The 20,002-nt window shown below is 58.8% G+C and carries 17 protein-coding genes and 1 pseudogene; 7 read left to right on the top strand and 11 right to left on the bottom strand.

Annotated features, from left to right (window positions below; all coding sequences use genetic code 11):
* Nucleotides 1-394 (bottom strand): IS4/Tn5 family transposase DNA-binding protein (locus tag BEN48_RS09960; RefSeq protein ID WP_070734512.1); only part of this gene is annotated, 394 nt, incomplete at its 3' end.
* Nucleotides 395-550: 156 nt separating this feature from the next.
* Complete coding sequence (locus tag BEN48_RS18755; RefSeq protein WP_125932577.1) at nucleotides 551-925, bottom strand: hypothetical protein; 375 nt, start codon at nucleotides 923-925, stop codon at nucleotides 551-553.
* A gap of 466 nt (nucleotides 926-1,391) precedes the next feature.
* Between BEN48_RS18755 and BEN48_RS09955 the strand changes: the two genes are divergently transcribed.
* Nucleotides 1,392-1,889, top strand: coding sequence for a hypothetical protein (locus tag BEN48_RS09955; protein ID WP_070734510.1), 498 nt, complete (start codon nucleotides 1,392-1,394; stop codon nucleotides 1,887-1,889).
* Between the two features lie 62 nt (nucleotides 1,890-1,951).
* On the opposite strand, the gene dnaA is transcribed toward BEN48_RS09955, so the two are convergent.
* From dnaA to BEN48_RS09930, 5 genes and pseudogenes are all read right to left on the bottom strand, one after another.
* A complete protein-coding gene (gene dnaA, locus BEN48_RS19135; RefSeq protein ID WP_394330932.1) occupies nucleotides 1,952-3,091 on the bottom strand; it encodes a chromosomal replication initiator protein DnaA in 1,140 nt (379 codons plus the stop codon).
* Nucleotides 3,092-3,369: 278 nt separating this feature from the next.
* Nucleotides 3,370-3,510, bottom strand: a pseudogene (locus tag BEN48_RS19755) (DnaA N-terminal domain-containing protein); the annotation flags it as partial.
* A 152-nt stretch (nucleotides 3,511-3,662) separates the two neighbouring features.
* The gene (locus BEN48_RS09940) at nucleotides 3,663-4,604 is read right to left on the bottom strand and encodes a bifunctional metallophosphatase/5'-nucleotidase (protein WP_070734507.1); all 942 of its coding nucleotides are present in this window, start codon (nucleotides 4,602-4,604) and stop codon (nucleotides 3,663-3,665) included.
* 30 nt (nucleotides 4,605-4,634) lie between these two features.
* Entirely contained in the window at nucleotides 4,635-5,315 is a 681-nt protein-coding gene (locus BEN48_RS09935) for a 5'-nucleotidase C-terminal domain-containing protein (RefSeq protein ID WP_158010148.1), read from the bottom strand.
* 450 nt (nucleotides 5,316-5,765) lie between these two features.
* Complete coding sequence (locus BEN48_RS09930) at nucleotides 5,766-7,445, bottom strand: phosphoethanolamine transferase (protein ID WP_206599846.1); 1,680 nt, start codon at nucleotides 7,443-7,445, stop codon at nucleotides 5,766-5,768.
* A gap of 919 nt (nucleotides 7,446-8,364) precedes the next feature.
* On the opposite strand from BEN48_RS09930, the gene BEN48_RS09925 reads away from it, so the two are divergent.
* Together BEN48_RS09925 and scpA are read left to right on the top strand one after the other, a co-directional pair.
* A complete protein-coding gene (locus BEN48_RS09925) occupies nucleotides 8,365-10,146 on the top strand; it encodes a methylmalonyl-CoA mutase family protein (RefSeq protein WP_070734503.1) in 1,782 nt (593 codons plus the stop codon).
* Between the two features lie 116 nt (nucleotides 10,147-10,262).
* Nucleotides 10,263-12,482 (top strand): methylmalonyl-CoA mutase, encoded by a 2,220-nt coding sequence (scpA, locus tag BEN48_RS09920; protein ID WP_070734502.1) that lies wholly within the window; start codon nucleotides 10,263-10,265, stop codon nucleotides 12,480-12,482.
* 124 nt (nucleotides 12,483-12,606) lie between these two features.
* Here scpA and BEN48_RS09915 read toward each other — a convergent pair whose 3' ends face one another.
* The 4 genes from BEN48_RS09915 to BEN48_RS09900 all read right to left on the bottom strand — a co-directional run bounded on the left by BEN48_RS09915 (nucleotide 12,607) and on the right by BEN48_RS09900 (nucleotide 16,814).
* On the bottom strand, nucleotides 12,607-13,089 hold the full coding sequence (locus BEN48_RS09915) for an ankyrin repeat domain-containing protein (RefSeq protein WP_070734501.1): 483 nt from the start codon (nucleotides 13,087-13,089) through the stop codon (nucleotides 12,607-12,609).
* 144 nt (nucleotides 13,090-13,233) lie between these two features.
* Entirely contained in the window at nucleotides 13,234-13,980 is a 747-nt protein-coding gene (locus BEN48_RS09910; protein WP_070734500.1) for a J domain-containing protein, read from the bottom strand.
* A 206-nt stretch (nucleotides 13,981-14,186) separates the two neighbouring features.
* The gene (gene asnA, locus BEN48_RS09905) at nucleotides 14,187-15,221 is read right to left on the bottom strand and encodes an aspartate--ammonia ligase (protein ID WP_070734499.1); all 1,035 of its coding nucleotides are present in this window, start codon (nucleotides 15,219-15,221) and stop codon (nucleotides 14,187-14,189) included.
* Nucleotides 15,222-15,647: 426 nt separating this feature from the next.
* On the bottom strand, nucleotides 15,648-16,814 hold the full coding sequence (locus BEN48_RS09900; protein ID WP_070734497.1) for an NAD(P)/FAD-dependent oxidoreductase: 1,167 nt from the start codon (nucleotides 16,812-16,814) through the stop codon (nucleotides 15,648-15,650).
* A 289-nt stretch (nucleotides 16,815-17,103) separates the two neighbouring features.
* Between BEN48_RS09900 and BEN48_RS09895 the strand changes: the two genes are divergently transcribed.
* From BEN48_RS09895 to BEN48_RS09880, 4 genes are all read left to right on the top strand, one after another.
* A complete protein-coding gene (locus BEN48_RS09895; RefSeq protein WP_070734496.1) occupies nucleotides 17,104-17,814 on the top strand; it encodes a GAF domain-containing protein in 711 nt (236 codons plus the stop codon).
* Between the two features lie 194 nt (nucleotides 17,815-18,008).
* On the top strand, nucleotides 18,009-18,344 hold the full coding sequence (locus tag BEN48_RS18750; protein ID WP_125932576.1) for a hypothetical protein: 336 nt from the start codon (nucleotides 18,009-18,011) through the stop codon (nucleotides 18,342-18,344).
* Complete coding sequence (locus tag BEN48_RS09885; RefSeq protein ID WP_070734493.1) at nucleotides 18,248-18,715, top strand: GAF domain-containing protein; 468 nt, start codon at nucleotides 18,248-18,250, stop codon at nucleotides 18,713-18,715. The genes BEN48_RS18750 and BEN48_RS09885 overlap by 97 nt, the downstream gene beginning before the upstream one ends.
* Nucleotides 18,716-18,769: 54 nt before the next feature.
* The gene (locus BEN48_RS09880) at nucleotides 18,770-19,936 is read left to right on the top strand and encodes a 1-deoxy-D-xylulose-5-phosphate reductoisomerase (RefSeq protein ID WP_070734491.1); all 1,167 of its coding nucleotides are present in this window, start codon (nucleotides 18,770-18,772) and stop codon (nucleotides 19,934-19,936) included.
* Nucleotides 19,937-20,002: the final 66 nt, after the last annotated feature.

Below are 20,002 nucleotides of genomic sequence, written 5' to 3'. Positions count from 1 at the left end.
GCGAGTGCAGCAGCACGCCCTGACTGCGGGCCTTGCCCGGCCCCACTGGCCCGAGGCCCGCCCGGCGCTCGGCAGCCTCGGGCCAGCTCAGCTCGGTCGTGTCCTCCACCAGCAAGTAGGTGCCGGGCGCTTGTAGCTGCTGCACTACGTGTTGACGATGAGGTGCTTGCAATGCATCAGGCGTGGCCTGGGCGTGGCCCAGCAGCTGATAAGCGGCTTTGCTGGCGTAGGCCTGCCCTTGGCTCAACTGCGGCATACTCGCCCCCGGCTGCCGCGCCCAACCGGCGGCGAGCGTACACACGCGCTGGCTGCGGCGTACATCGCCCAGCCGTACCTCACCAAAATGCGTCTGCGCCCACTGCTGGGAGTCGCCAAAATGCGTCGAAATGCTCATGCCCGAAAGCTACCACAGCCCACAAAAAAGCGCCGACCTCCAGGCCGGCGCTTTTCTGAGTTTTGGGTAAGGACAAGGCTATGGCCTGGGCTTTTCTTTTTCTGATTGGTTGCAAGACTTTGTAAACAAAAGTGCTTAAAACTTAGCTTAAGCAAATTATTCATGCTCTTCGCCATTCAACGTCAGCTTAGCCGAACCGTCGCTAGACACTACGAAGGAGCTAGTGTAATCACGCAACACACCGTCCTCACCTCTTTCCTGCCAGGAGGAAGGAAAAGTCGTTCTTACCCCAGTGGCCGGTACCTGGCCAACAAAAACGGACTTAGCCTTACCATTTGGGTGAAGAACATAAGACGTCTGGGTCATTTCCAGGCATGCGCTTAAGCCTGTCAGTTGAGCAGTCATGCAAACTGAGTAATCGTATTTTGCCACAAAAGCTCCTTTCCCATTACTCTGGGCTTGTGCTGCCGATGCACAGGAGAGGATTGCAAAAACAAATAATGCTGCGGCTTTTTTCAGTAGGGTTTTCATGACAAAAAAGGTTAGGTGATTAAAAAATTTACTTATTGGTGATGAAAAAAGACTGTTGAGCTTACTTCATTATATGAACCCCTTGTACCAAGGATGCCAGTAGATTCATCATAATTTATTCAAATATAATTCTAATAATAAGAATAAGCAAATTTTTTGTTAGCAAGTAAACAAATCAAGCCAGACAGTTATAAAAAAAACACTATTGAATTAATCTCCTCAAAATCAGAATTTTGTAAAAAATGCTTAATCTTTTATATTATTAAATTTATAATAAATTTAATAATATAAAAGATTAATGCTAAATTTTCTTGTTTTGATTCCTAACAGGCGAATCAAATTCTAATGTTTAGATTAAATTTATATATTATTTATAATCAATTTGTTAGCATTGACTTTAAGCGGTTACTGTTTACTTATGCTCGCATATTGATTTCTCTCAATTGGTTTGCCCTAAATTTGCCCCATGCCCACTGGTACCACCCGCATCCGCCTTCGCCCCGCCAATACTTCCCGCATCCCTTTCTGGGGGCAACTAGCCATTGGCGGCTTTTGGCTGGCCTACGTGCTGTTTTCCATGTGGGGCGACAGCAACGCCAACGACTACCACTTCCTGCACTGGGTATTTCTGGTGTTCACTTTCGTGTACATAGGCTACATTCTGGTGCACAACGCGCCCATCTTCGGCACCCAGAGCTACCTCGAGTTCACGCCGGGCTACATTGTGCACAAAGCCGGCCTTTTCCGTGCCAAGCAGGTATTTGCCGCTGAGCAAATAGCTGCTCTGGAGCTCCGCCCCATGATGCTGCGCGTGCAGCAAAAAGACGGCGAAGTTTACGCCCTCAACCTGAGGGAAGTAAAGGGGAAAATGCGCAAAAACCGCTTCCGGGAGCAGGTGCGAGAATTTGCCAGCAACCACGGCGTGCAGCTGGTAGAAACCAGCAGCCCTACTGCTACTGCCTAGATTGAGCAGTTCTGGCGATGTGCAGATGTAGAGACGCAACTTACTGCGTATCTACCAATCCGCTACTTCGCGAACTTCTTTCGCAGCTCGTCTACCTGGTCGCGGAATTTTTTGTCCGAATCCACCAGGTCCGATACCGTTTGCACCGAGTGCATGACCGTGGTATGGTCGCGCCCACCGAAGTGGAAACCAATGGTTTTCAGGGTGTGAGCCGTGTGGTGCTTGGCAAAGTACATGGCCACCTGCCGGGCCGTTACCACTTCTTTTTTGCGGGTTTTGTCCTTCAGCAGCTCTACAGAGATGTTGAAATACGCGGCCACGGTCTTTTGAATGAAGTCCAAGTTCACTTCGGCTTCCACCTCTTCAATGATGTGGCGTAGGGCCTGCTTCACCATTTCCAGGTCGATGTCGCGGCGCGAAAGGCTGCTCTGGGCCACCAGTGAGGCGATTACGCCTTCCAGCTCGCGCACGTTGGTGTGCACCGAGTTGGCGAGGTAGTCCACCACGTGGTCCGGCGGAATATCAATGCCGTCCTGCTCCATCTTGTTGCGGATGATGGCCACCCGCGTCTCAAAGTCGGGGCTTTGCACATCAGCCGTCAGGCCCCATTTAAAGCGGTTCAATAATCGGTCTTCCAGGCCTTGCAGGTCCTTGGGCGGCCGGTCGGAGGTCATCACAATCTGCTTGCCGGACTGGTGCAGGTGGTTGAAGATGTGAAAGAACATCTCCTGCGTCTTGCCCTTGTTGGCCAGAAACTGCACGTCGTCCAGAATCAGGGCGTCTACCTGCAGGTAGAAGTTGGCGAAGTCCTGCACCTGCGCACGCTGCACGCTGTCGATGAATTGGTTGGTGAACTTCTCCGCCGATACGTACAGCACAAACCGCTCGGGTGCGGTGGCCTTGATGTGGTTGCCAATGGCCTGCACAAGGTGCGTTTTGCCCAGGCCCACGCCGCCGTACACCATCAGCGGGTTGAAGCTGGTGGTACCGGGCTTGTTGGCCACGGCCAGGCCCGCCGAGCGGGCCAGGCGGTTGCAGTCGCCCTCGATGTAGTTGTCGAACGTGTACGAGCCGTTGAGCTGCGACGGCACGAGGTTGCCGTCCACGGGCTTGGCCGTGTCGAAGGGATTGCGGGGCGGCGCCAGCGTGTCGGCGTTGCCCGCGCTGTTGCTGAAATTGTTGCCACGCGGGGTGGTGCGCACCGCCCCCGACGATACGTAGCGCGCCGAAGCGGCCCGGCCACTGCCGGCCAGCGGGTTGCCATGGGCATGGACGGCGGGCTTTGGGGGGCATCGCGCGGGTCGGGCGCGGCGGCTTTGCGGGGCGGCGGCAGGTGCAGAGCGCGGGGCGGGGTCTGGTCGTTGCCCTGGTCCACCACCACGCTGTATTCGAGGCGGCCATCGGCGCCCAGCTCCTTGTAGAGCGCGCGGCGCAGCTCGTCCACGTAGTGTTCCTCCAGCCAGTCGTAAAAATAAGCGCTGGGCACCTGAATGGTCAGGACGTTGCCTTTGAGCTCAACCGGGGCAATTGGCTGGAACCAGGTCTTGAAACTCTGCTCCCCGATTTCCGCCGAGATGCTGCGCAAACAGCCAGCCCAAACCGTACGAAAATCTTTGAGCATGAGAGCAGTTAGACAACAACCGGGTGCGAACCAGGGACGAAAAAAGCAATAAAATGAACCGCGCGGAAGCAGGCTAATTTTTTAGAGGGGAACAAAATTGTGGAAAACTCTGCACTTAAAAAAGCCGAAATCCTCTTGCTTTTGTCGTGCTTTTAACAGGCAGCCGTAACCGGTACTACAGAAGCACTTGCCAATCCGCCGCGTTTGGTTTTTGGCGAAAATTCGTAATCCAGCCTTCCCAGATTTATACCCGACCAACCCACCTGGTTGATGAGGGTGGAGCGGCCATCGGGGCTGGCAATGGGTTCGGGCGCGTCCATGAACGTGTGCGTGTGCCCCCCCAGAATCAGGTCGATGCCGGAAACCTGGGCGGCCAGCTTGCAGTCGTCTATTTTGGCATTTTGGTACTTGTAGCCGAGGTGCGAGAGGCAGATGACCAGGTCACACTTTTCGGGGCCGCGCAGCTGGGCGGCCGTTTCCCGGGCCTTGGCCACGGGGTCGAGGTACACGGTGGCGCCGAAGTTTTTATCGGCCACCAGCCCGGCCAATTCAATGCCCAGGCCAAACACACCGATACGGATGCCCTGCTTCTCAAACACCTTGTAAGGCGCAATCTTGCCGGCCATGGGAGTTTTGGAGAAGTCGTAGTTGGCCACCAGAAACGGGAAAGTGGCGTTGGGCAACTGGCGCTGCAGGCCTTCCAGGCCGTTGTCAAAATCGTGGTTGCCAAGGGTGCTGGCGTCGTAGCTCATCTGGCTCATGAGCTTGTACTCCAGCTCGCCACCAAAGAAGTTGAAGTAAGGGGTGCCCTGGAAGATATCGCCCGAATCCAGGAGCAGCACGTTGGCTTCCTTGCTGCGAATGTCTTTGATAAGGGCCGCGCGCCGCGCCATGCCGCCCAGCCCGGCCCACTGCCCGCCGTTGTCGGGGAAGGGCTCAATGCGGGAGTGCATGTCGTTGGTGTGCAGAATGGTCAGCTTGACCGGCCCCTTAGCAGCGGTAGCGGCTTCGGCCGAAGTGGCTAGCCCCCCCAGCACGGTGAGGCCGGCGGTGCCCAGCAGGGATTGACGGAGAAAATCGCGGCGAGTAGTCATCGGATAGGTAGCGTATTGTCCTGTTATTTATTACTGCTTTACGCGGCCTTCCACCTTAGCCGTCACGGGCTGACCGGATTTGGTAAGGGCGCGAATGTGGTCGGCAATGGCGGTACGGAGCAGCACGTTGGTGGGGCGGGGCGTGAGGGTTTTGAAAAACACCATATTGTCGCCGCCGCCGGCCAGGTAATCGGAAATGGCAATGGCCCAAGTCCTGTCCTGGTTGATGTCGAACGGCTGGTCGCCGATGCGGATGTCTTTGGGAAAGCCGTCGAAGGTGACGGCGTAAGTGGCGCCGGATACCGCCATCTTGACTTTGGCCGCGAACTCAAACAGCTGCTGCACCACAGGCCCGGGCGCGTCGAGCACCACCAGCTCATTCTCAAAGGGCATGAGCTCAAACACCGAGCCCAGCGTAACGGGGCCGGCCGCAAAACCGGAGCGCAGGCCGCCGTTGGTCATCACGCCCAGCGGCACGGGCTGGCCCAGCACCTGACTGGCCCGGGCCCGCTGCAAATCGGCTACGAAGTTGGACAGTGGCGACTCGCCGGCCGCCTTAACCAGCGCCACCGGCGCGGTGCCCAGCACTTCCTGCATCTGGCTGGTCACTTTGTCGTGATACGGCGCAATAATGGCGGCCACGGCGGGGTCTTCGGGCTGGGTTTTGCCAACTGGCTGGCTGGTGACAGGGGCAAAACTTGCCTTGGACACATAAGCAACGCGCTGGCAGGAGCCCAGCAACGTAAGCAAACCAAGAACGGGGACGCGAAAGCGGGAAAGGCGCATTTTTTAGCTAAGTGACGAACTGCAAAGGTACTCGGTTTGCGGGGCCGGCGCAGGATGATTAGGCCAGCAAATCTGCTGCCGAACGCCGCTCCGTGATTATAAAGTCCCGCTCACGGAAAAAATCAGACGTACCGGTTGGGACCATCCAGAACAGGGCAAAGCTCAGCACTAGCGAGGATATGGTGATAAGCGCTTTGTGTAAACAGTTGTACCTAAAGCTGCCGCGGTGCCCTGCCCGCAGCCAGCTAAACCCCGCCTAAACCATGGACAATGTGGTAGAATGATGGGCCAACGTTTGTCAGTTGTTCAAGCGAAATATATTTCGCTGGTAACGCCACGATTGGGGGGTTGGCTGGAGTGATTTATTATGGCCTTTCAGTGCTGCCTCAAGGCCCGGGAACTAGTCGATTTCTTTGTCTCCAAATCGTAGTATTCCTGCTCATTTTCCTGAAAAGAATCGTCGACGATGCTTTGGCTTGGTTCGAAGGCGCTAAACGTGACATTGGCTAAGGCTAGGTTGGTAAAGAAAATGTTCCCGGCCCCAATTCGTTTGTCTTTGTTTTTAATCAAATTCTGCCGCTTTTGCGGGAAAGCCTGGTCGAACTCCTGCGAAGTCCAGATGAATAAGGGCACGTGCAGGCTGTAGATAGAAGGCTTGGTATGAGCGTTGAATTCTCCTCCGGGCAAATCGTACAAATTCTCGCCGTGGTCAGCCAGGAACGTAACAGTGGAAATGGCGCGCTTCTTCTTAACCAGTTCAATGGCACTGTTGATGATGTAATCGGCGTATAAGATGCTGTTATCGTATGAGTTATTGATAATGTCTTTGCTTGCAATCGTTGGGGTTCCAACGGCCTGGTCTTTGCCCGATGGCTTGAACACATTAAAGCTGCTGGGATACCTCCGGGGATAATCGTAGTGGTTGCCCATCGTGTGCAAAACGACGAATGCATTTTTGGTCGAGTTACTTAAAACGCTATCCAGTATCGGCAGGAGCCTCGCGTCGTACACATCCAAAATCTCCAGTCCGGATGAGTTGGAGGAGAATACCGAGTAATCGGCTGTCTTCGCGTGGATGGGGGTAGTACCGGAAAAATAGAGTTCTTTATCGGACTGGTTGCTTAGCCAGGCGGTTTGAAAATTGGCTTCCTTGAACGCAGATAAAATGCTTTTTTCGTGAAATTGGGCATCTATGTTCTTCGGCGTTGCGCGGGTAATCATTTGGGGCAACGACATCCAAGTAGCATGGGCCCCAGCCATCACGTTCGAAAAAGCAATAAGCCCGGTCTGCTGCTCTAGCAGAGGAGAAGTGGGGCGGTTGTAGCCGTTGATGTGCCACCTATCATAACGGGAGGATTCGCCAATTATAAATACTTGAATTTGGCGCTTGCTGGTGGCAACACTCTGGTAAGCTTGAAAGCTAAACTTCTGATTATCTACGGGGACTTCGTATTTCAGCACTTCCACCACGCCGCCTACCAACGACATCGGATAGTATTTCTTTACCGAATTATCCCCTCTTAAATGCAATTGGTTGTTTAAGTAGAGATAAGCCCCTACACTGAACAAGCTGACTACTGAGACAGCCGCAGCTATCCTAAACGAAATAGTTTTGACATCCAGCTTTTTCAAAAACAAGACGTACAGGCCTATATACAGGGCCTCCAGGGGAAGGAAAAAAGCCAGGTAATTGGCTCCCAGCTCTTTCGCTTCGTTTATGTTGGTTTGTAGTATTAAGGAGAAAAAATGCCAACCGGGAGCAACTTTAAAAGAGAGAATTGAAAAGATTATCAAAGGCGATAAAAGAGCAAGGGGGAATAATAGCCAGAAGTAAACTTTTACGTTTCGATAAAATAGGAAAATAGGAATCAAAAATATTAATATGCAGATAATTCCATCAAAAAAAACCTGATAAAAGTAATGGAATTTATCACTCGCCGCTTTAGAAAAAAAGGCAGGCAGGCTTAGTAATATCATCATTACCACCAGGCACAGAATGCTTGATTTAAGGGACTTATGAGAATGAGTATATAGGCGGGTATTGGGGTATTCCATAAAAACGCGGTAATTAGGACAGGGTAGTGCGTTGATTGCGCACGCTGTAGTGGTTATGAGCTGGCAAATACCGTGGAGGCTACAGGCGCTGCCCACGGTGGCAGGACAATTGGAGTCGTGGTGGGCGAAACGCCCGGTGACACGTTCCTTGATTATTATCTGTTGTTGCCACTCCGTTGCTACGCCTGCCATAGCTGGGGCCTTTGTTGGCAAAATTGGTTAATTAGTCGGGGTATGTCCCGGACGCCTCGCAACAACAGCAATGTGAGCGGTCTGTTGTTCCTGCGCGTGCTTGAGAAGTCTAGGCATGACCCATGTCCGAGTGTAATTCGACCTAAAGCGAAAAAGTGTTGTCCGGGTTTCTGACAGTGCTAGCATCCAATCGTTTTCGACAAAAATTGTTCTGCTGTTGGGGCAAGGAAGGGCAGCGATGAATCCGCAGCAACTCATTGGTACGACGGCTGCGAGTAGAGGGCTATGGTTTTTTTTAAAATTACCAGCTCCTGCGCCTGCCGTCAGTTAATGGACTGCAGGTAGCGCAAAGCGGCGGGCGTGGCCGGGTCAGGGGCCATGCCTGAGACGGCCGCAACGGCATTTTGGCGGCATTTTGCCGCTGGCGAATGCGTTTCGGGTCGGTGGTCAGCGCCCGGGCGGCGGCCTGGGTCGAGCAACTCTGCTCGGCCAGGCGCAAGGCCGCAGCACGGAACGCCTCGTATTTGCGGCATTTGCCAGATTTTGGTGCGTCTTAATATGACATACCACCCCATTCTGGCCAGATTTACTCCGCCACCTCAGTCCCACCCAATAATGGCTTGCGGCGTGGCTTTTGAGGCGTGCGCGGTATCTTTCGGTCCGCTTCCGGTTTCGCGTTCTCCCGAGCGCGCCTGCCGTAAATGCTGCTTCGATGAGCCCCCTTCCTATGTCTGATACCCCCGTGGCTACGCCTGTTTCCTTTGCTGAATTCCCGACCGTGACCACGGCCGAATGGCAGGCCCGCCTGGCCCGCGACCTGAAGGGCCAGGACCCGGCCGCCCTGCGCTGGCACCTGCCCGACGGCTTCAGCATGGAGCCCTTTTACCACCGCGAAGCCCTGGCCGCCCTGGGCACAATGCCCCTTCCCCTGCCTCACCCGCAGGTGCCCTGGCTGAACGTGCCTACCCTGACGGTGGAGGCCGGTGATGGACGCGACCAGATTGACCTGGCCGCTGCCGCCCTGCGCAACGGCGCCGACGGCATTCACTTGGTGCTACACGACGCTCCGGCCTTTGCCGTGCACTACCTGGCCGAACAGCTGCCCCTGGCCAGCACCTACGTGGGGTGCACCGTGACGGCCGGCGCTGCCGACCTGTTGGGCCAGCTCGTGGATGCGGCCCCCGGCACGGAGCTGCGCGGTTTTTTGCGCTTTAAATCGGCATCCGGGCCCGAAGGAGCAGCCACCACAGACCACCGCGAGGAATTGCGCCGCTGTGTGAGCCTGACCACTGGCATGCCCGACTTCCGGGCCCTGGCGGTAAACGCAGCCTTTTTTGGCGACCGGGGCGCTACTGCTACCCAGCAAGTTGCCTTTGCGCTAAACGCCGCCGCTGCCCTGCTGGCCGATGTGCCCAACGAGGAAATAAGCGCGGCACAGGTGGCCGGGGCCCTGCACGTGCACGTGGCCATTGGCCCCAGCTACTTCCTCGAAATGACCAAGCTGCGGGCCTTGCGGCGGCTGTGGGCCACGCTGCTGCACGGCTTTGGGCTGCCCGAGGCGCTGAACGGCCAGTTGCGCATCCACGCCGCCACGTCTTCCTGGACGCAAACTACCCTGGACTCGCACACCAACCTGCTGCGCCATACCACAGAGGCCATGAGCGCCGTGCTGGGCGGGGCCGACTCGTTGTCGGTGGCACCGTTTGACAGCCTCTACGCGCAGCCCAACGACTTTTCGGGCCGCCTAGCGCGCAACCTTTCCGTGCTGCTGCGCGAAGAATCGGGGCTGGGCCAGGTGCAGGACCCGGCAGCCGGCTCCTACTACCTCGAAACGCTGACCGACCAGCTGGCCCGCGAAGCCTGGGTGCATTTCCAACGCCTGGAAGCCGCCGGGGGCCTGCCCCAGGTGCGCGGCCTGATGCAGGAAGAAATAAAGGGGGCGGCCACCGAAACGTTCCGCCGCATTGCCAGCGGCCAGCAGGTGGTGGTGGGCACCAACCGCTTCCAGAACCGGGGCGAGCAGTTTAGCTTCCACCCCAAAAAGCTGCTGCGCTCGGCCACCTTTGACGTGACGCGGGCTACCTACCCCACCGAGGTGCTGCGCCTGGCCACGGCCCTGCACTTTGAGCGCCGGGAAAGAAAAAGTAAGCGCGCGGCCGTGGTGCTGCTGGGCATCAACACCAACCAGGTAATTATGGATTCGTTTCTGAACCTGCTGCTGCCCCACGAGCGGCCCGAAATAGCGGCCAGCCACCCCAAAGGCACGCTTTCGCTGCTGTATTCATCGCCCGAAGAAGCCACACTCATGTATGCCACCCCGGAGCAGTTCCAGCGGTTTGCGCGCTTCATCTACCAGATTCCGGCCGAGAAGCAGTTGTTCATTCCGCCCACCCTGCTCAGCTCCGACATGCCCACGCTGCAAGAGGCCGTTCGGGTCTTTGGCTTCCAGGAAATGAAAGTGCAGGGCTACACCACCGAGCAAGTACTGGCCCGCATCCAGGGACGGTAGTAATTAATTATAAATTTTGAATTATGAATTACAAACAGCTGACTGCCTGCATGCAAATAACAAGAGCAAGTCATCAGCCATTTGTAATTCGTAATTTATAATTCAGAATTCCCTCAATGAAGCCTGACTTTTCCACGATTTCCTACGACGCAGTTTCCGTACCCGGCGCGGCTGCGACCGACACGGCTGCTCCGCTCACCCCCGAAGGCATTGCGGTGAAGCCCGTGTACACGGCGGCCGATGTGGCCACGCTCGACCACCTGGGTTTTGGAGCGGGACAGGCGCCTTACCTGCGTGGGCCGTACGCCTCCATGTACGTGCAAAACCCGTGGACCGTGCGGCAGTACGCCGGGTTTTCGACGGCTGAGGCCAGCAATGCCTTCTACCGCCGCAATCTGGCCGGTGGGCAGAAAGGGCTGAGCGTGGCCTTCGACCTGGCCACGCACCGCGGCTACGATTCCGACCACCCGCGCGTGCAGGGCGATGTGGGCAAGGCCGGCGTGGCCATCGACTCGGTAGAGGACATGAAAATCCTCTTCGACCAGATTCCGCTCGACCAGATGTCGGTGAGCATGACCATGAACGGGGCCGTGCTGCCCATACTGGCCTTCTACATTGTGGCGGCCGAGGAGCAGGGCGTGAGCCCCGACAAGCTGGCCGGCACCATTCAGAACGACATTCTGAAGGAGTTCATGGTGCGCAATACCTACATCTACCCGCCCGCGCCGAGCATGCGCATCATTGCCGATATTTTTAGCTACACGGCGGCGCGCATGCCCAAGTTCAACAGCATTTCCATCTCGGGCTACCACATGCAGGAAGCCGGCGCCACCGCCGACCTCGAACTGGCCTACACCCTGGCCGACGGCCTGGAATACGTGCGCGCCGGCCTGGCGGCGGGCATGAAAATTGACGAGTTTGCGCCGCGCCTGAGCTTTTTCTGGGCCATTGGCATGAACCATTTCATGGAGATTGCCAAGCTGCGCGCCGGCCGCCTGCTGTGGGCCAAGCTCATCAAGCAATTCAACCCCACCAACCCCAAAAGCATGGCCCTGCGCACGCACTGCCAGACGTCGGGCTACTCCCTCACCGAGCAGGACCCCTACAACAACGTGGCCCGCACGGCCATTGAGGCCCTGGCGGCCGTGCTCGGCGGTACCCAAAGCCTGCACACCAATGCCCTGGACGAGGCCATTGCCCTGCCCACCGATTTCTCGGCCCGCATCGCCCGCAATACCCAGCTTTACCTGCAGCACGAAACCGACGTGACCAAAGTGGTAGACCCCTGGGGCGGCTCGTACTACGTGGAAACCCTCACCCACGAGCTGGCCGACAAGGCTTGGGCCCTCATCCAGGAGGTAGAAGAGTTGGGCGGCATGGCCAAAGCCATTGAAACCGGCCTGCCCAAGCTGCGCATTGAGGAAGCGGCCGCCCGCAAGCAGGCCCGCATCGACGCGGGCCGCGAAATCATCGTGGGCGTGAACAAGTACCAAACCTCCGAGAAAACCGAGGTCGAAGTACTGGACATCGACAACGACGCGGTGCGCGAAAGCCAGATTGCCCGCCTGAAGGACATTCGCGCCACGCGCGACAACGTGGCCGTGAAAGTGGCCCTGGCTGCCATTACCGAAGCGGCCGCTGGCCGCCTCGGTGAGTTAAAAGTTGAGGGCGATGAGTTGAGAGCTGAAGGAACAGAAGCATCGGCCGACTCAACTCATCACTCTCAACCCTCAATTCTTAACTCAAATAACTTGCTGGCCCTGGCCGTGACCGCTGCCCGCGCCCGCGCCACCCTCGGCGAAATCTCCGACGCCCTCGAAGCGCAGTTTGGCCGGCACCAGGCCACTACGCGCACCGTATCGGGCGTGTACTCGCAGGAAATGCACCACAACGAAGCCTTTGCGGCCGCTCGGGCTGCGGCCGAAGATTTTGCGGCCCGCGAAGGCCGCCGCCCCCGCATGCTGGTGGCCAAGATGGGCCAGGACGGCCACGACCGCGGCGCTAAAATCATCGCTACCAGCTTCGCCGACGTGGGCTTCGACGTGGACATTGCCCCCCTCTTCCAAACACCCGCCGAAGTAGCCCGCCAGGCAGCTGACAACGACGTGCACGTGGTGGGCGTGAGCAGCCTCGCCGCCGGCCACAAAACCCTACTTCCCCTGCTGCTCACGGAGCTAAAGGCACTGGGCCGCGAAGACATTCTGGTAATAGCCGGCGGCGTCATTCCGGCGCAGGACTACCAGTTTCTCTTCGATGCCGGCGTGGCCGGCGTGTACGGGCCGGGCACGGTGATAGCCACGGCCGCGCAGGAAATTCTGGCGAAGCTGGGGGAATAACCTCCTTCGGCTGGCCTGATTCTTAGCGAAAACACAGGCTATCCGTGCGGCTTTTAGCGAGCAAAAAAAGGCGACATGAAGCTACGAAAGTGACTTCATGTCGCCTTTTTTAGAGAGCCCGAGACTACTCCAGCTGGCTTAATGCTTCGTCGTTGCCTTGCTGCACGGCTAGGCCGCGCGCGGTGTAGCCGCGTGCATCGGCGATGTCCTTGTTGGCGCCGGCTTCCAGCAACAGCTGCACCATGTTGTTACGGCCAAATTGGACGGCAAACATGAGGGCCGTGCCGCCGGTGCTGTTTTGAAGGTCGAGGTTGGCCCCGTGCTGCATGAGGAGTCGAGCGATTTCTACATTGCCCTTGAAGCTCACGCCCATCAGAGCCGTGTTGCCGCTCGCGTCCTGCAGGTTGGGGTCGGCGCCGGCTTCCAGTAGGAACCGGGCGGCGGCCAGGTGGTCGCCGTAGCAAACCAGTGTCAGCAGGGTAAAGCCTTTGTCGGTGGTGGCGTTCGCGTCGAGGCCGGTGGCCAGCAACTCTTTCAGGGCGGGCACATCGCCGCGCCGGGCAGCATCAAGCAACAGGTCTTCGGGGCGGGAGGAAGTAGAATCCATGGGTAAAAATTGATAATTCGGGATGGGTAACGGAGCAGCACCGCAGTAGGGTATGGACAGCGCACCATATCCCGATGCGCTCCGGGCCACGCAATTTTCCTGTCTTATACCAATTAGGCTCTCTCAGGTTTTTTTAAGTCGTCCTTAAAACCAGAGCAACACCAGCAGCGCCAGCACGGCCAGCAGCCCGCCCACGGAAGCGGTGTTCACCACCAGCTCGGGCGAGCGACCCGGCCACACGCCCACGGCGGCCACCAGCGCCACCACCAACGGCAAAAACGCAAACACTCCGTAAATAGTGGCCCCATACGGCTCAAACGGAGCCGGGCCATCGGGCGAAGCCGCGGAGCTGACGCGGCGCACCACCCCCAGCAAAGGCGTTTTCCACACCGTAATGTGCTGGTCTTCGCGCACGCGGTGCCCAATGCTGCTGGGCAGCCGGAACGCGGTGTGCTCGGTGTGCACGCGGTAAGCCAGCTGCGGGTTGCTGAGGGATGAAGATACCGACACCGGAAACCGGGTGCGCACGGTTTCATTGGCGTATTTGTGTTGCGGCAGCGCCCAATCCAGGCCCAGCAGCAGGCAGCAGGCCAGCAAGGCCGCGTTGAGGCGGCGGGCTACGCGGGCGTAACCCAGCAGCTTGTCGTCGGCGTGGTGCGGCAGCGGGTGGGAAGCGGGCGGCTCCTGAGCCAGCAGCAGGTCGTAGGCCAGCCGGCGCCGGGGGTTGCCCAGAATGCCGAAGCCCGCTTCTACATCGGCCAGGCGGGCTTTCATCACCCTGTCCACCACGGCCAGCCGCTTGAAGCGGGCCCGCTGCCGCGCGTAGGCTTCCTCAATCTGCACCGCCGTGGCCGTGGTGCCCACCCCCAAAACCCAGTAGTAATTCTGCATAGCCCAAGCGCCGGTGAGACCCGAAAATACAGAGCAGCTGCGACTTAAAAAACACTGTGGCTGCCGTGCCAGCGCTTACTGTTCTGGCGCGCCGTGCGCTCCAGGCAGCGCGTGGCTCTCGGGGTATAAAAAAAGGGAATGAACCGCTGTTAAGTCGCTCATTCCCTTCATAATTCTGTGCAGCGCAGCCGCTGGCCGGCCTGTTGCTAGAGCAGCGCCACGCCTGTTTCGGCCATTTCCTCGCGCACGGCATCAGACCACAAGCTCACCTGCACTTCACCGATGTGGGCTTTGCGCAGCAAATACATGCACACCCGCGACTGCCCAATGCCGCCGCCGATGCTCTGGGGCAGTTGGTCGCTCAGGAGCAGGTGGTGAAACCGCAGGGCCGCGCGCTCGGGGCAACCGCGCACTTCCAGCTGCCGGGCCAGGGCCACCTTATCCACCCGAATCCCCATCGACGACACCTCAAAAGCGCTTTCCAGCACTGGGTTCCAGAGCAGAATATCGCCGTTCAGGCCGCGGTGGCCGTCCTCGTTCAGGGTGCTCCAGTCGTCGTAGTCGGGGGCGCGGCCGTCGTGGATTTCGCCGTGGCTTAGCGGGCCACCAATGCCCATCAGGAACACCGCGCCGTATTCGCGGGCGGCTTCGTGCTCGCGCTGCTTGGGCGTGAGGGTGGGGTAGCGCAGCAGCAAGTCCTCGGCGTGCACAAAGGCAATGCTCGGGGGCAGTACCGGCGCAATGCCAAACTCCTCGCTCACCCGCTGCTCGGTGGTCAGCAGGGCCGCGTAGATGGTTTCGACGGTGGTTTTCAGGAATGCCAGCGTGCGCTGCTCGGGCAGCACGTGCTTTTCCCAGTCCCACTGGTCCACGTAAATGGAGTGGATGGGGCTGTAGTCCTCGTCGGGGCGCAGGGCGCGCATGTCAGTCAGCAGGCCCCGGCCGGCGGGAATGCCCAGCTCGCGCAGGCGCAGGCGCTTCCACTTGGCCAGCGAGTGCACCACCACGGCCCGCTGCTCGTCCAGGGCCTTAATGGGGAAGCCCACGGGCAGCTCCACCCCGTTCAAATCGTCGTTGATGCCCGTGCCATCGAGCACCACCAGCGGGGCCGATACTTTCACAAGGTGCAGCTGCCGGGCCAGCTCCCTGGCAAAGGTTTCCTTCACGAACGTCAGGGCCACTTCGGTTTCTAGCAGGTCGGTGGTGGCGGGCCAGGCAGTGGGGGGTGCAGTGGTTTCCATGCGTAAATAAATTGGGGGTTGAAGTTTGAAAAAGTTGATGGCGTTGGGTTGACAGCGGCTGGGTTTGGGCAATAGGGAGCCGCCTCCCGCTGGGGAGTTTTTTTGATTTCCGGACTAGGGCCTCAGGGGCTGGGAAGGGCTAAAAAAAAAGCCTTCCGAATTACGAAAGGCTTTTCAAATTGAAAATTTGTTCTTGGATTTTGTCCTCGGAACAATAGCCTTTCTATCTCGGAATAAATTATTATTATTCGAGTTATTAAAAAGGATAGTGCTGCTGAACAAGGACATAGTGGGCGCTTCTTGTGGTAAGCGAAAGCAAATTAGGAGTTTTTAATTCTATTCGCAAGCATTAATTTCCGGTGGCGATAAATAATAAATATTTCTGCTTGACCACTCAATTGCCTCCCTACCCCGTCCAATCCTACCTTACCCAATGGCCTTCTGCACCCACCGCTTGAGGCCGGGCACGCGCGCCAGGCCCACGGCCGCGTTCACCAGCCACGGCTTGGTGCTCAGAAAGCGCATGAGGCGGTAGCTTTTGGCCAGCTTGCGGCCAATTTTCGCAGCTACCTGCTCATCATAGGCCGCCATGTGGGCGGCGCCAAAATCCTGCTTGGCGAAGCAGGCCGCCGCCTGTGTAGCCGCCAGCAGGCCGCTCTGAATGGCCGTGTCGATGCCGTGGCCCTGCAGCGGGTCTATAAGCGAGGCGGCGTCGCCGCACAGCAAAAACCGCTCGCCGCTTATGGGGCGCACCCGGCCCCCGCCCAGCGGCAGCCCAAACCCCACAATGGCCCCCAGCTGCCGGGCTTCGGCAAATCGGCCGGCCAGCGCCGGGTGCGTGGCCAGCAGCCGCACCATGGTTTCCTTGAGGTCTACTTTGTGCGCGGCCACCACTTCGGCCAGCATGCCCAGGCCCACGTTGTAGCGGCCCTGCCCCACCGGAAACAGCCAGAGGTAGCCCGCCAGGTAGTCGCGGGTGAGAAAAAACTCGGTGGTGCCGCTCTCGGCCCCCGCAATGTTTTCATAGTAGGCCCGCACGCCCACGCAATGATGCGCCCGCGCCAGCCGGGGTTCGGGCAGCAGCTTGCGGCCCACCACGGAGTTGGCCCCGTCGCAGCCAATCACGAGCCCACAGGTGATTGCGGGGCCGTGGGTGGGCTGCAACTCCACGTGGTCGGGGGCCATGTGCAGGCCCTTCAGGCTGGTGTTTTCCAGAATAGTGGTGGCCGGGGCGTGCGTGCGCACCAGCTCCAGCAAGGCATTATCGAAGGATTCGCGCGGAGAGTTGAAGCTGGGCAGCTTCCACTCCAGCTCCAGGCTGCCGCCGTTGGGCGCCACCAGGCGGGACCGGCGCACGGCGTCGCGCGGTTCCAGCTGCCACAGGGCAGCGGCGAAGGCGGGGTCGAGCTGGCGCAGGGCTTTCAGGGCCTGGCCGGGGATGGCGTCGCCGCACACCTTGTCGCGGGGGAACTGGGCCTTGTCGAGCAGGGCCACGCGCAGGCCGCTCCGGCGCAGGCCCAGGGCGCAGGCCGCACCCGCCGGGCCCGCCCCAATAATGGCAACGTCGTAATCAACAGATGAGGTAGCAGACACAAATTCAAAGGTAACGGGCGGCGCCTGCCCTGCTGGCAAGAACCACCAAAGGCAGCAGCAGCGGCCCTACTAGCAGCACGACACGGCTACTGCAAGAAAAATATTGGGACAAAAAAACAAACCCATTCAATAGTATATTTATTGCTGCAATTCATTGAATAACAGGTACAAAACAGCACCTAAATACCGGCTTTGAGTGGCGGGGATTACTACCGGCCCACCAGCAGGCAGCGGTTTTTGTTGCTCTTAAAGGTCTCTGGTTTTTTGTTGAACGCCCTTATCCAACGCCGTGAGCTCAGTTCCTGAATCCCTTATACCGGCCAACGACGAGGCCCGCCTACGCGCCCTCGAGCGCTACCAGATACTCGATGCCCGCAACGAAAAGGTGCTGGACGACGTGGTAGCTGCCACCGCGCGGCTATTCCATGTGTCCAACGCCATGCTCTCCATCGTGGAAAAGGACACGGTGCTGCTGAAAGCGACCTACAACCTGCCCGTGGACATTGAGCGCTTGCCACGGGAGCAAAGCCTGTGCTCCTCTACCATCCTGCAGGACGACACGGCCGTGTTTGAGGACCTGCACAAAGCCAGCGCCCCCGGCGTGGACACGTCCCTTGTTCGGCAGCTGGGACTGCACTTCTATGCGGCCCACAGCCTGCGCACGCCCGACGGGCACAACATTGGCTCGCTGTGCCTTTATGACGGGCCACCCCGCCAGTTCAACCCCGCCGAGCGCATCCTGCTTGGCACCATTGCACGGCTGGTGATGCGCCTGCTGGAGCTGCGCCGCACGCTGGGCGCCCACCTGGGGGCAACCGCTGTGCTCTGGGATTTTGTGTACCGCGCTATCAGCGAGCAGTTGGCCCGCCTCCTGGAACTGGCCGAACGGGTAGTACCCAAAGGCTCTTCCGCCCAGCTCACGCCGGCGGCGGCCCAGGAAGCCACTGCTATTGTGGTCATCATCGACCAGTTTGTGGCGGCTACGCTGCGGCGCTCCTGAGCAGCAGCGTACGCCGAACATTTTGAGCTGCATAGCTGCTCCTGAGCACTATGCCAGCTTCGCCATCGGAGTTTTAATAGCAAGCGTAACCCTCGCACAATGTGAAGGGTACAAGCTCAGCCGCGCCCTGCTATTACTCACTGGTAGTTGAGCCGCGCGATATCTCGTTAGCTTGCTACCTTACTCCTATAATTTTGAATACCCCCTCCTCTCTAATTCCGGCCGACGACGCCGCCCGCCTGCATGCCCTTGAACGGTACCAGCTGCTGGATGCGCGCAGCGAAAAAGTGCTGGATGAAATAGTAGCTGCCACGGCTCGGCTGTTTGGGGTTTCCAATGCCATGCTTTCCATTGTGGAAAAGGATGAGGTGCTGGTGAAGGCGCCCTACAATCTTCCCGTAGCCATCGAGCGAATTCCGCGGGCGCAAAGCCTGTGCTCGGCCACCATCTGCAGGATGGCACGGCCGTATTCGAAGATTTATCCAAAGCCAGCGCGCTGGACGTTGACATTTCCTTGCTGCAGCAACTAGGCCTGCAGTTTTATGCTGGCCACAACCTGCGCACTTCCGACGGCCATAACATTGGCTCGCTCTGCCTGTACGACGGCCCACCCCGGCAATTTTCGCCGGTCGAACGCTCGTTGCTGGGCACCCTGGCCAGCCTGGTAATGCGCCTGCTGGAGCTGCGCCGCGTGCTCGGCGCTCACGCCGGCACCACCGCCGTGCTCTGGGACTTCGTGTACCGGGCCATTGGCAAGCAGCTGGCCCGCCTCACGGCCCTAGCCGAAAGCGCCGTGTCCAACACCGGCCCGGCCCAGCTCTCGCCTGCCACCGCCCACGAAGCCAACGAGATTGTGGGCGTCATCGACCAGTTTGTAGCGGCTACGCTGCAGCGTGCCTGAGTTCGGCCACGCGGAGGTGCCTTACTTTTGTGGCGTTTCCGTGTTTGTAGCATTATGGTTGAGAATAAGAAGGTGAAAACGCTGGCCCTGCTTGGAGCCACGGGCTCCATTGGCACGCAGGCCCTGGAAGTGGTGCGGCAGCAGCCGGGCCGGTTCCGGGTGGCGGTGCTCAGCGCCCAGCGGCAGTGGGACCTGCTGGCCCGGCAGGCGCAAGAGTTTAGGCCGGCCGTGGTGGTCATTGGCGACGAGGATTTTTACCAGCCGCTGAAAGCCGCATTGGCGGGCCAGCCTGAAACGCAGGTACTGGCCGGCTCCGCCGCGCTGGCCGAAGTAGTAACCCGCCCCGAAATTGACATCGTGCTCACGGCCCTGGTAGGCTACGCCGGGCTGCTGCCCACGGTGGCGGCCATTCGGGCCGGCAAGGACATTGCCCTGGCCAACAAGGAAACCCTGGTGGTGGCCGGCGAGCTCATCACGGGCCTGGTGCGGGAGCACGGCGTGCGCCTGCTGCCCGTCGATTCCGAGCATTCGGCCATTTTCCAGTGCCTGGTGGGCGAAGAACAGAACCCCATCGAGAAAATCATTCTCACGGCCTCGGGCGGGCCGTTTCGGGGCCGCACGGCCCAGCAAATGGAGTCCGTGACCAAGGCGCAGGCCCTGAAGCACCCCAACTGGGACATGGGCGCCAAAATCACCATCGACTCGGCTTCCCTGATGAACAAAGGCTTGGAGGTGATTGAGGCCAAGTGGTTGTTTGGCCTCACCAACGAGCAGATTGACGTGGTGGTGCACCCCCAAAGCATTGTGCATTCGCTGGTGCAGTTTGAAGACGGCTCCCTGAAGGCCCAGCTGGGTCTGCCCGACATGAAGCTGCCCATTCAATACGCGCTGGGCTACCCGCAGCGGCTGGCCAACACGTTCCCGCGCTTTTCTTTCCTCGACTACCCCACCCTCACTTTTGAGGCACCCGACCGCGCGGCGTTCCCCAACCTGGAACTGGCCTTTGGGGCCATGCGCCGGGGCGGCAACGCGCCCTGCGTGCTCAACGCGGCCAACGAAGTAGCCGTGGCCGCTTTTTTGCGGGAGCAAGTGGGCTTTCGGCAAATGTCGGACCTGGTGGCAGAGTGCCTGACACGGGTTTCGTACCTTGCGGAGCCGTTGCTGGACGACTTAGTCGCCACCGATGCAGAAACGCGGCGCGTTGCTGAAACACTCTTGTAAGATTCAATGTCTATTTGCTCGGCGCCGTCATGCAGAGCGCAGCGCAGCATCTTGCCCGCTTCGTTG

The organism is Hymenobacter glacialis (genome assembly GCF_001816165.1).
GTDB classification, from domain to species: Bacteria; Bacteroidota; Bacteroidia; order Cytophagales; family Hymenobacteraceae; genus Hymenobacter; species Hymenobacter glacialis.
The sequence above is the reverse complement of the archived record's forward strand: the minus strand, read 5'-3'. Positions and strand labels throughout refer to the sequence as shown.

What these genes read in the sequence shown, in the direction of transcription:
- BEN48_RS18755 (WP_125932577.1), bottom strand. Translation starts at nt 925, where the DNA reads ATGAAAACCCTACTGAAAAAAGCCGCAGCATTATTTGTTTTTGCAATC.
- BEN48_RS09925 (WP_070734503.1), top strand. Translation starts at nt 8,365, where the DNA reads ATGTCTGATACCCCCGTGGCTACGCCTGTTTCCTTTGCTGAATTCCCG.
- BEN48_RS09915 (WP_070734501.1), bottom strand. Translation starts at nt 13,089, where the DNA reads ATGGATTCTACTTCCTCCCGCCCCGAAGACCTGTTGCTTGATGCTGCC.
- BEN48_RS09910 (WP_070734500.1), bottom strand. Translation starts at nt 13,980, where the DNA reads ATGCAGAATTACTACTGGGTTTTGGGGGTGGGCACCACGGCCACGGCG.
- BEN48_RS09940 (WP_070734507.1), bottom strand. Translation starts at nt 4,604, where the DNA reads ATGACTACTCGCCGCGATTTTCTCCGTCAATCCCTGCTGGGCACCGCC.
- asnA (WP_070734499.1), bottom strand. Translation starts at nt 15,221, where the DNA reads ATGGAAACCACTGCACCCCCCACTGCCTGGCCCGCCACCACCGACCTG.
- BEN48_RS09930 (WP_206599846.1), bottom strand. Translation starts at nt 7,445, where the DNA reads ATGGAATACCCCAATACCCGCCTATATACTCATTCTCATAAGTCCCTT.
- scpA (WP_070734502.1), top strand. Translation starts at nt 10,263, where the DNA reads ATGAAGCCTGACTTTTCCACGATTTCCTACGACGCAGTTTCCGTACCC.
- BEN48_RS09880 (WP_070734491.1), top strand. Translation starts at nt 18,770, where the DNA reads ATGGTTGAGAATAAGAAGGTGAAAACGCTGGCCCTGCTTGGAGCCACG.
- BEN48_RS09955 (WP_070734510.1), top strand. Translation starts at nt 1,392, where the DNA reads ATGCCCACTGGTACCACCCGCATCCGCCTTCGCCCCGCCAATACTTCC.